The following is a 10,136-nucleotide window of genomic DNA, read 5'->3' as shown; positions in this document are numbered from 1 at the left end:
GATCGGCGGACGACTGCTGGTGTACATCCTGGAGGCCAGCCGCGCGTCCGACATTTCCAGCGCGGTCGCGAGCGCGCTGCAGGAAGGCGTGCGCGAGCGGGACCGGGATCATTTCAATCGACTGCGGCCCGTTGTCGTTTCGCCCAGCCCGGAGCGAGTCACCTCTCGAATCACTTGCCGCCGCCGGGGTGCTGGCCTCGATTGGCTGCGTCGCCGCGGACTGCTCTGACGGGTGTTTGCAACTTCATTTCAAAACCGCAGCGGCTGCATGGTCTATCAAGACCGAGGGCTACCCTGCCCAAGAAAAGGACAGCGGCTGCACCGTTTGCCACGACGGGCCGGCCGCAGGGGGTACGTCCTTCCAGCGGATGGGGGTGATGGAGCCGTATCAGACCACATCGCCGGTTGAAGGCCGCGCGGCTGTGACGGGAGTCGATGCCGATCGCTTCAGCTTCAAAGTGCCGACCCTGCGCAACGTGGAATACACCTATCCGTACTTCCACGACGGTGACGCGCGGACGCTGGAAGAGGCGACGGACATCATGGGCCGCCTGCAGCTCGGGCGCGTCTATGAGGAGCAGGAGGTCAACCAGATCGTGGCATTTCTGAAGACGCTCACCGGCGACATGCCGCAGCTGACGCTGCCCATGCTGCCGCCGTCCAGCAACGACACGCCGGCGCCGGATCCGTACGCGGACGCGCAATGATCGGCTGACGCTTGACTGGGCCATCGGAACGGTGGCCTGCGGTGAGGCCTGGTACCCTTCGGTATCAGGCCTTTTTCGTACCGACCTCCAAAGCTGAGGCAACGAAACGAGCCGGGACCCGCGATGCGTGAGCTTCCGAGCACTGCGGCGCTCTGTCGCCGACTAGAAGCGACCCGAAACACACCCACTGGTTCTTCACGAACGACCCGTTACCGATCTGCTGCGTACCACCCGGGGTGGCGGCAGCGTGGGTAACAACAGGTCTGGCGGGCCGTGGAGTCGACGGATTGGGGGGCTAGGGCAGCTTCAGGCGGGATGTACTATATGGTACTAGAATGAGCACCAGATGGAATTCTTCGCGAGGGTGAAACGATGAGCCAGGGCAACGAGTTCCATAAAATGGCCGATGTGCTTGGTCTTGAGGACGACCGGAGCGGTTACACGGCACTCCGGTTCAGCCAGAAGATCGCCCGCGGGCTCCCGCTGCGCTCGGTCGAGCGTGTGCACAAGATCGTCGCACCGCGCTACAGGGGGTTCTCGACCCTGGTAATCACCAAGCAGACTCTGGTTCGGCGCCGAAAGAAGGGCGAGCCGTTGAGCCAAACGGAGAGCGAGCGGCTGGCGCGGATCGCACGGGTGTGGTCCATGGCAAAGGGTGTTTACAAGGACGAGGAGCTGACGCGAACCTTCTTGATGCGGCCACACCAGCTCCTGGAGGGCGGGGTACCGCTGGAAGTGGCCGCCGGGAATGAGTACGGCGCGGAAGCGGTGGTGGAGATCCTTGGTCGGTTGAAGTACGGCTCCGCTGCATGACAGCACAGCGTCTCGATCGGACGCTGTCGGTCTGGCGGATCGGGGATCCGACGGGGGAGTACCCGATCTTTGATGCCACCGGTTCGACCCTTTACCCCGGCCGTTGGAATGACGCGAATACGCCCGTGATCTACGCCGGTGAGCATTACTCAACGGCGATGCTGGAAAAACTTGTCCATGCCGACGGCCTGATGCCCCCGGACCAGCACTTCATTCGGATCACGCTGCCCCGCGGGCTCAGTTACGAGATGGTGAACGGAGACCTATTGCCCGACTGGGCGACTCCGGACTGCGAGGCTGCCCGGGAGTACGGCGTCCGATGGGCTGCGGACCAACGTTCTGCGGTCCTGTTCGTCCCTTCCTTTGTCGCGCGTGTCGAGCGCAACGTGCTGATCAACCCAGGGCACCCCGAGTTCGGTCAGATAGAGACCGAGCTTCCTCAGCCGGTCTGGTGGGACCGGCGGCTGTTCAGTACAGGCTGAGGCTCGGGTTGGACGAACCCGAGAGAGGGTTGGACCAGACGGGTGCTTTCGGGGTGCGGTTCACGATCCATAGCGGCCCCTCGTCGCTGAGTGCCTGGCGTGTTCCGGGGACGGTACACCTATTTTTCGGTGGTCGATCTGGGCGGCATGAACCATGGAACCCTGGGAAGTAGAGCGATGATCCGGATGGGCATCGTGGTGAGCTGTGTGCGCAGGTAGCGGTGGTCGCGCTGGCTGACCGTATCGAGTTCACGATGTGGGCGAGGGGTTGGGGCCCTGTTTCATTCCACCGGCCAGCAGATCGACCGGATCAGGATAGTGAAGTCATCGACGCCCATCATGGCGTAGGGGTCTTCGACTCCGTTTTCCAACAACCACTGCGCCTGCAGGCCGTATGCGAGGGGCTCCCGGGCGGCTGAGCAGGGGTAGTCCATTTCCAGCACCGTCTGCACGTGATGCACCAGTTCGTGCAGCAGCGTGCTTTGATCCAATAGGTCGTCGGCTCGACACTCGTGAGGCAGCCAGACGGTCTGCGTCTTGTCTTGATAGAGCCCGCAAACGTAGGCACCCTCATGCGGCTTGTCGCCGTAGACACGTTCCAGCAGCACCTCCTGTGACACAAAAATGATGTCGGGCGGCGGGGGTGGCTCGCAGCCGATCTGCAGACAGATCCAAACCAACATTCCCGGGATGAGCGCTACCATCTCGATCCCTCCACCACGAGCATAGGCCGCCGGCCCGCCGTTCGCTGGATCCGTTCGTCAATGACGCCCGGCCGCTCAGGGCCGCAACGCGTCAGCCGGCACGCGAAACGACCCCCGCTGCAGACGAGGGACGGCAACTGGAGAAGTGCAATCGTGGGAACGCGAGAACTGCGGTCTATCGCCCGAGGATCACGCGATCACCCTGACCCGGCCCGCTTGGATCGCCAAGGCCAGCCTGACCAGCGGCAGCTACCTCTTCCCGAGCCGGCAGCGAAAGACGCTCTTGTCCAGGATTGCAGCGTGGGGGGACGACACCTTCAATTTGTCGCATCGATTCCTCTAAGGTTTTCTCGCCTGGTCCCCAAGGCCTTGATTGATACGCATCAGTCTATCGCTGACGCTCGGGGTGTCGCACCTCTGCAGGCTTGGCTGCGTCGGTTTGCGGGAGGCAGCCTTTCGCTTCAGGGCCTGTTTCAGGAACTACCCGGAGCGGCCCAGCGCTCGTGCGCGAAGGCTTCGTCGACCGGGGTGCCGGCGATGTGGTTGGTATAGTTGGAAAGCGTCTTCAAACCGATGCCGAGGATCACGTCGAGGACATGCTGCTCGCTGTACCCGGCGTCCCGGAAGGCGCTGGTGTCAGCCGGATCGACCCAGCCACGCTTCTCGAGCATCGCGCGCACGAATTGCCGCAACGCCTCCAGGCGCGCATCCACGAGTGGCCTGTCCTCGCGCAGCGCATCGACCGCTGCGTCCGGCAGGCCGGTCATCCGTCCGGTCATGCTGTGGGCCGCCATGCAGTAGTCGCAGCCGTGAAATCGGCTGACCGTCAGAAGGACCACGCTGCGTTCCTGTACTGACAGCGAGCAGCCCTCGAACAGGCCGGTGAGCTCCAGGTAAGCCTGCGCGAGGGCGGGGGAAGTCGCCATCTTGCGCGTGAGATTCGGGATCATGCCGAACACGGTCTCGGCGCGGTCGAAGGCCGCCGCGGCACCGGGAGCACTGCCGCGGTCGTGCAGGGGGAAATCGGCGTCATTCATGGCTGCCTCCTCGTTTTTGTGATACTCAGATTGGACCACGCGATGGAAAGGGCAGAAGGCTATCATCCGCCCTGCCTCGGGGTCAGGAGAGAGCAGCGTCAGATTGGCAAGTCGTTGACGTATCTCTCTCCCCGGGCGCCCCCGGGCACGGATGCGCTGTCAACCGGTGTACCGGCCATCAGCAGACACGTATACCTTCACGGGACGATCGAGCGCTCCAGGGGGCGCGATCTTGCCCAGATCGTACACCCTGGATTGGGTAAACGAGTTGAAGCGGTAATCGAAGCTCTGGCCATTGGCGTTGAAGCGAATGACATCGCCCCCGTTTACATGGACCGAGCGGGTGCTCGAATCGATCACGATCGTGCGGTCGACACTCAGACCGGAGGCCGTGGCGTTGGCGATCAGCAGCGGTGCTGCCAGTGCGAGCGCGGCGGCAAGAGCGATGGGAGAACCGAAAGTACGCAGCGTTTTCATCATAGACTCCTTGCATCAGTGGTTGGTCTGGAAGGCGGAGTTCTGCTCCGTCGAGGTTCATCTCCGTTGGTGTGCGGCGATGACCTTGAGTACAGTAAGCCACTGTTTTGAAGAGAAAACTCTACGTGGGATTGCCTAAGGGGTAACCACGGTTCGAGTGCCTTGGTGGGTGCCAGTGCGTCGGCAGCCTTTCCGTCCCCGTTGTTCCGTTGGCGCTTCCTGCAGGGCAGCATGGGACATACTCCGCGTCGCTACCCTATGTGCAAGCCCGGGACTGCGCCCGTGACTCGCGCGGTCACCGCAGGCTTGGCAGATCTCAATTTGAATCTCGAAGACGCGTCTCGAGGGTCAGCCTGTCGTTCGTTCCCACTGACTGCCCGCTCAGGGTCGTACACCGTCCCTCCGAATCGGACCATGCTTGTGTTTCCTCAACGACGTCCCGAAGCTTTAAGCTTTATCCTTGAGAAACCTGTCCCCTCAGGTTTTCCACGCTGTGTCCGCGTGGGAAACATCCGATCACAGCCTGAATGAAGAAGCCATGAAAATTCCGAAGAGCCTCCAGCCTCTGGTCGACGACGGTCTGGTCGACGCGGTCGTTACGCAACTGAAGAGCGGCAAGGAGGCGTCCGTCTACATCGTCGCCTGCGGTGACCAGGTCCGTTGTGCCAAGGCCTACAAGCAGGCGGAACACCGCGGCTTCCACAAGCTCGCCGAGTACCAGGAGGGTCGCAAGGTGCGCGGCAGCCGCGATGCGCGCGCGATGGCCCGGCGCGGGCGCCACGGGCGCGAGATGCAGGAAACCCAATGGAAAAGCGCCGAGGTCGATGCCCTCTATCGGCTGGCCGAAGCAGGAGTGCGCGTTCCCGTCCCCCACGGCGTGTTTGACGGCGTGTTGCTGATGGAGCTCGTCCAGGATGCCGACGGCCATACCGCCCCGCAGCTGCACGAGGTCGAGATGACGCCGGAACAGGCGCGGGAATGGCACGCGTTCATGATCACGCAGATCCAGCGCATGCTCTGCGCGGGCCTGATCCACGGCGACCTGTCCGAGTACAACGTACTGGTGGATGCAAGCGGTCCGGTGATCATCGACCTGCCACAGGCCGTGAATGCGGCTGGCAACAACAATGCCTTCCGCATGCTGGAACGCGATGTCAACAACATGCGCGCCACGTTCAGCCGCGCTGCGCCCGAACTGCTGGAAACCCAGTACGCTCACGAAATCTGGAGCCTGTTCAAGACCGGCGATCTCAAGCCCGACACCCCACTCACCGGACATTTCGTCCATGACCTGGCCGAGGCCGACGTAGGCGCGGTGATGGACGAGATCGAGGAAGCCCGGCTTGAGAACGAGGAGCGCCTGCGCGCGGTATAGATCGCCTCAGGGGGTGATCTGGCGCAGGAGTTCCGCCCAGTTCCGGCGTTCGCGCTCCGGATCGAACATCGGTCTCAACCTGCGGCAGGACTCCTGAAGACGCTCGAGGAAGCGCGGCTCTGCCTCGACGGACAGCAACAGGTCGCGCAAGGCCTGTGTATCGCCCACGGGATAGAGCCCGGGATAGTCGTCGCCGAGCAGCCCGATCGAGCCGTCAATCCGCGAGGCGATCACGGGCAGGTCGGCCATGACGGCCTCGCCGATCACGTTCGCGCCGCCCTCCATACGCGATGGCAGCACCAGCAAGTGTGAACGTGCGAAGGCCTGGCGCAGCCGATGGCGCGGTACTTCGCCGTGCCATCGGTAGCGGGGATTGACCGTCATCTCGGCTCGCGCCTGCTCGGCCCAGTCCGGCGTGTGTGCGGCGCCAAAATGGTCGACCCGCAGGCGACTCGAGGGGGGCAGGTCGCGCACTGCGTACGCTGGTCGCAACGGATCCTTCTCCTCGCGCAGGTGACCCGCGACGCAGACACGGAAGCTCCGCTTGGCTGGCTGGCGCGGCAATCCCGGCGGCGCCGACTGGTGTATCACCCGCAGCTTGTTGCGATATTCGGGTGGCACGACCTCGTCGATCCGGTCATGCAGGCCGACCAGCACATGCGCCAACTGCATCGAACGCAGCGTCGGCACCGGGTGACTGTGGATGAACCGATAGGCGTCGGTGCCGCTCAGTACGACGATCAGTGGCCGCGTCGGGTACACGTTGGCAAAATGCGCGATGGCCTCCGCGCTGCGCCAGGCGTGCAACGCCACCATCAGGTCGGCGGGCTCCCCCTGATACTCCCGCGTCACACGGACCTGGTGCCCGAGACCACCCAGGATGTGGGCCCAGCGGGCAGCGGTGGTCCAGTTGCCGCCGCGGGCACGCGATGGCGCCGGTGTGATCAGGTGTACTCGCATTCGAGGTCCGTGTTGTGCGAACGTTTGCGGTTGCAAGGTAACGCAGGAGGTTGGAACGTGCACCTGCCCGGCCCGCGCGAACTGATCGCGCAGATGGAGGACGCCCGCGCCCGCACTCTGACCCTGATCCAGGGGCTGGACGCGGAACAGTTGATGGGGCCGAGACTGCCCACCGTGAACCCGCTGCGCTGGGAGATCGGGCACGCGGCCTATTTCCACGAGTACTGGGTATTGCGCCAGCATCTGGGCGAGGCTGCGGGGCGGCCGGACGCAGACCGGTTGTACGACTCCATCAACATCGCCCACGACACCCGCTGGGATCTGCCGCTGCCGCCGCTGGAAGACACACTCGTCTACATGGACGGGATACTGCGGAGTATCCGGGAACGCTTGTCGGCAGACGGCCCGGACCCGGAGCGGGACTACCTGGCCCAGTACGCCGTGTTCCACGAGGACATGCACACCGAGGCCTTCACCTACACCCGCCAGACCCTCGCCTATCCCACCCCCGAGATCGGCACGCCGGTGGATCCCCATTGGCGGGCCGGGAGTCTCGAGGGGGACGCCGATATCCCCGGCGGCGAATTCGTCCTGGGGGCCCGTCCCGAGGACGGTTTCGTCTTCGACAACGAGAAATGGGGCCACCCGATGCAGGTGCAGCCCTTCCGCATCGCCCGGGCTGCCGTGAGCAATGCCGAATTTGCCGCCTTCGTCGAGGACGGTGGCTACCGGCGCCCGGAACTCTGGGACGAGGAAGGCTGGCAATGGCGTGCCGCTGCCGGTCTAGAGCATCCGGTGTACTGGCGCCGGGGTGGCGAGGGCTGGGAGTGGCGTCATTTCGACCGCTGGGAGCCGCTCCCTCCCAAAGCCGCGGTCATCCACGTCAGCTGGCACGAGGCGAAGGCCTGGTGCCGCTGGGCGGGCCGGCGCCTGCCCACCGAACTCGAATGGGAAGTGGCGGCTGCCGGCGAGCCGGACGCCAACGGGCACGCCCTGGCGCCGGTGAAGCGGCGTTACCCCTGGGGCGATGCCCCGCCCGATCCGAGCCGCGCGAACCTCGACGGCGGCGCGCTGGGCACCATTGATGTTGCGGCTCTGCCGGCAGGCGATAGCGCCTTCGGTTGCCGGCAGATGCTTGGCAACGTGTGGGAATGGACCGAAACGCTGTTCGAGCCCTACCCTGGGTTCACCCCCGACATGTACCGCGACTACTCCATGCCGCTGTTCGGGCAGACCCGGGTGCTGCGCGGCGGGGGCTGGGCCACACGCTCCCGGCTGATCCGGAATACCTGGCGGAACTACTATGGTCCGGACCGCAACGACGTGTTCGCGGGTTTCCGGACCTGCGCGCTGTGACCGCCTGACACCACTCGGCGCATAGACTCGGCGCATAGACAAGGAAATTGCCTGATGCAGAAGACCAACGCGCCCGTCGCGAAGGACCTGGTGCTGGTCGGCGGCGGCCACTCGCACGTGGCGGTGCTGCGCCGCTTCGGCATGCGCCCCCTCCCCGGCCTGCGCCTGACGCTGGTCACGCGGGACATCCACACCCCCTATTCCGGCATGCTGCCCGGCTACGTGGCCGGACATTACGGCTTTGACGAATGCCATATCGACCTGGGTCCGCTCGCGCGCTTCGCCGGGGCCCGGCTCTATCACGGCGAGGTCGAGGGGCTCGACCCCGAAACGCGTATGCTTCAGATCGGTGGTCGCCCACCCGTCTACTTCGACCTGCTGTCCATCAATACCGGCTCCCGGCCGGCCACGGTCGACGTTCCCGGGGCCGCTGAATTCGCGCTACCGGTGAAACCCATCGATGCCTTCCTCCGAGGCTGGGAACGCCTGATCGAGCGCGTGACCGCAAGCAGCGGGCGCTTCCGCATCGCGGTCGTCGGGGGCGGCGCCGGCGGGGTGGAACTGGCGCTCGCCACGCAGTATCGGCTGCAAAAGCTGCTTGCCGAACGCGGCGACGACCCGGAGCGCCTCGAATACCTGCTGCTGACCCAAGGTCCGGAGGTCCTCCCCACCCACAGCGAAGGCGTGCGCAAGCGCTTCGTTCGGGTGCTGGGCGAACGCAGCGTGCGGCTGCTCACGAATCACCAGGTCACCGAGGTTCGAGAGGGCGCCGTACGCGCCGAGGGACACGCCGAGGTGCCTGCGGACGCGGTGCTCTGGGTGACCTCGGCGTCGGCGCCGACCTGGCCCGCACAGTCCGGCCTGGCCGTGAACGACTCCGGTTTCATACGGGTGGACGCCAACCTCCAGTCGATATCCCATCCGGGAATCTTCGCCGCGGGGGATGTCGCGGCCCTGCCGGACCCCCGGCCCAAGTCCGGCGTATTCGCGGTGCGCCAGGGTCCGGTGCTCACCGACAACCTCCGCCGCGCGGCCACCGGGCGGGACCTGCGTCCGTACCGGCCACAACGCAACTTCCTCGGGCTGATCAGTACCGGCGATCGCTATGCCGTGGCCTCCCGTGGCGAGTGGTCGATGGAGGGGGCCTGGCTGTGGCGGATGAAGGACTGGATCGACCGGCGCTTCATGACCCGCTTCAACGAACTGCCGGACATGCCGGAGGACGCCGCGCCGGAACTCGCCTCCGGCGTCGCCGACCAGGAGGCGATCCGGGAACTGTCGACGCTGGCGATGCGCTGTGGCGGCTGCGGCGCCAAGGTCGGTAGCACGGTCCTTACCCGCGTGATGCAGCGCCTGCCGGTGACGCGACGCGACGACGTGGTGCTGGGCATCGATGCCCCGGACGACGCCACGGTGCTGTCGGTGCCACAGGGCCGTCTGCTGGTGCAGAGCGTGGACTACTTCCGGGCCTTCATCGACGACACCTACACCTTCGGGCGCATCGCCGCCAACCATGCCTTGGGCGATCTCTTCGCGATGGGTGCGGAGGCGCAGTCGGCACTGGCCATCGCCACCGTTCCGTATGGACGGGAACGGGTGGTGGAGGAATCGTTGTACGAACTCCTCGCCGGGGCGCTGGCGGTCCTGCAGCCGAGCGGCGCGGTGCTGGCCGGCGGACACTCGAGCGAGGGCGCCGAGTTGGCCTTCGGGCTGACCGTCAACGGCCTGGTCGACCCAGACGCGATCTGGCGCAAGGGCGGCATGCGCCCGGGGGATGCCCTGGTACTGACCAAGCCGCTCGGCACCGGCACCCTGTTCGCAGCCGACATGCGGCGCAAGGCCAAGGGCCGCTGGATCGAGGACGCCATCACCTCCATGTGCCTGAGCAACCAGGTGGGCGGTGAGTGCCTGCGCCGATTCCACGCCACGGCCTGCACGGACGTCACCGGATTCGGGCTTCTGGGCCACCTGCTGGAAATGACCCGCGCGTCCGAGGTCGATGTGGTGCTCGAAGTCAACGCGTTGCCGTTGCTGGACGGGGCCGCGGAGACCGTGGCTGCAGGCATCCTGTCCTCGCTGCAACCCCAGAACCTGCGCCTGCGCAGGGGTGTGGCGGACCTGGAGCGCGCAGGCCAACATCCCCACTTCCCGCTACTGTTCGACCCGCAGACCGCCGGCGGCCTGCTGGCCAGCGTACCCGCCGGGCAGGCACAGGCCTGCGTCGA

The 10,136-nt window shown here is 65.4% G+C and carries 11 protein-coding genes; 7 read left to right on the top strand and 4 right to left on the bottom strand.

The genetic code is table 11. The features are described 5' to 3' along the window. The 4 genes from EA346_RS11865 to EA346_RS11850 form a co-directional block, all read left to right on the top strand. Window positions 1-229, top strand: a 229-nt coding sequence (locus EA346_RS11865) for a hypothetical protein (protein ID WP_296758834.1), incomplete at its 5' end; no start/stop codon positions are given. A gap of 148 nt (window positions 230-377) precedes the next feature. Beyond that, a complete protein-coding gene (locus tag EA346_RS14995) occupies window positions 378-707 on the top strand; it encodes a hypothetical protein (RefSeq protein WP_366755788.1) in 330 nt (109 codons plus the stop codon). Between the two features lie 372 nt (window positions 708-1,079). Next, window positions 1,080-1,520: an antitoxin Xre/MbcA/ParS toxin-binding domain-containing protein gene (locus EA346_RS11855; RefSeq protein ID WP_296758830.1), complete on the top strand. Its 441-nt coding sequence runs from the start codon at window positions 1,080-1,082 to the stop codon at window positions 1,518-1,520. After that, a complete protein-coding gene (locus EA346_RS11850; protein WP_296758828.1) occupies window positions 1,517-2,002 on the top strand; it encodes an RES domain-containing protein in 486 nt (161 codons plus the stop codon). Before EA346_RS11855 ends, EA346_RS11850 begins: the two co-directional genes overlap by 4 nt. A gap of 281 nt (window positions 2,003-2,283) precedes the next feature. On the opposite strand, the gene EA346_RS11845 is transcribed toward EA346_RS11850, so the two are convergent. The 3 genes from EA346_RS11845 to EA346_RS11835 all read right to left on the bottom strand — a co-directional run bounded on the left by EA346_RS11845 (window position 2,284) and on the right by EA346_RS11835 (window position 4,220). Further along, window positions 2,284-2,706, bottom strand: a complete 423-nt coding sequence (locus EA346_RS11845; protein ID WP_296758826.1) for a DUF6647 family protein — start codon at window positions 2,704-2,706, stop codon at window positions 2,284-2,286. A gap of 473 nt (window positions 2,707-3,179) precedes the next feature. Then, entirely contained in the window at window positions 3,180-3,743 is a 564-nt protein-coding gene (locus EA346_RS11840; protein ID WP_296758825.1) for a carboxymuconolactone decarboxylase family protein, read from the bottom strand. Between the two features lie 159 nt (window positions 3,744-3,902). Beyond that, window positions 3,903-4,220: a CzcE family metal-binding protein gene (locus tag EA346_RS11835; RefSeq protein ID WP_296758822.1), complete on the bottom strand. Its 318-nt coding sequence runs from the start codon at window positions 4,218-4,220 to the stop codon at window positions 3,903-3,905. 538 nt (window positions 4,221-4,758) lie between these two features. On the opposite strand from EA346_RS11835, the gene EA346_RS11830 reads away from it, so the two are divergent. Further along, entirely contained in the window at window positions 4,759-5,595 is an 837-nt protein-coding gene (locus tag EA346_RS11830; protein ID WP_296758821.1) for a PA4780 family RIO1-like protein kinase, read from the top strand. Window positions 5,596-5,601: 6 nt separating this feature from the next. Here EA346_RS11830 and senB read toward each other — a convergent pair whose 3' ends face one another. Next, window positions 5,602-6,555: a selenoneine biosynthesis selenosugar synthase SenB gene (gene senB / locus EA346_RS11825; protein ID WP_296758819.1), complete on the bottom strand. Its 954-nt coding sequence runs from the start codon at window positions 6,553-6,555 to the stop codon at window positions 5,602-5,604. 57 nt (window positions 6,556-6,612) lie between these two features. Between senB and senA the strand changes: the two genes are divergently transcribed. Both senA and selD read left to right on the top strand, forming a co-directional pair. Further along, entirely contained in the window at window positions 6,613-7,911 is a 1,299-nt protein-coding gene (senA, locus tag EA346_RS11820) for a selenoneine synthase SenA (RefSeq protein ID WP_296758816.1), read from the top strand. 54 nt (window positions 7,912-7,965) lie between these two features. Further along, window positions 7,966-10,136, top strand: a 2,171-nt coding sequence (gene selD, locus EA346_RS11815; protein WP_296758815.1) for a selenide, water dikinase SelD, incomplete at its 3' end; no start/stop codon positions are given.

Source organism: Thioalkalivibrio sp. (genome assembly GCF_007692535.1).
In the GTDB taxonomy this organism is placed as follows: Bacteria; Pseudomonadota; Gammaproteobacteria; order Ectothiorhodospirales; family Ectothiorhodospiraceae; genus Thioalkalivibrio.
This window is presented reverse-complemented; position numbering and strand designations above follow the sequence as displayed.

What these genes read in the sequence shown, in the direction of transcription:
- senB (WP_296758819.1), bottom strand. Translation starts at nt 6,555, where the DNA reads ATGCGAGTACACCTGATCACACCGGCGCCATCGCGTGCCCGCGGCGGC.
- EA346_RS11855 (WP_296758830.1), top strand. Translation starts at nt 1,080, where the DNA reads ATGAGCCAGGGCAACGAGTTCCATAAAATGGCCGATGTGCTTGGTCTT.
- EA346_RS11830 (WP_296758821.1), top strand. Translation starts at nt 4,759, where the DNA reads ATGAAAATTCCGAAGAGCCTCCAGCCTCTGGTCGACGACGGTCTGGTC.
- EA346_RS11845 (WP_296758826.1), bottom strand. Translation starts at nt 2,706, where the DNA reads ATGGTAGCGCTCATCCCGGGAATGTTGGTTTGGATCTGTCTGCAGATC.
- EA346_RS11840 (WP_296758825.1), bottom strand. Translation starts at nt 3,743, where the DNA reads ATGAATGACGCCGATTTCCCCCTGCACGACCGCGGCAGTGCTCCCGGT.
- EA346_RS11850 (WP_296758828.1), top strand. Translation starts at nt 1,517, where the DNA reads ATGACAGCACAGCGTCTCGATCGGACGCTGTCGGTCTGGCGGATCGGG.
- EA346_RS14995 (WP_366755788.1), top strand. Translation starts at nt 378, where the DNA reads ATGGAGCCGTATCAGACCACATCGCCGGTTGAAGGCCGCGCGGCTGTG.
- EA346_RS11835 (WP_296758822.1), bottom strand. Translation starts at nt 4,220, where the DNA reads ATGAAAACGCTGCGTACTTTCGGTTCTCCCATCGCTCTTGCCGCCGCG.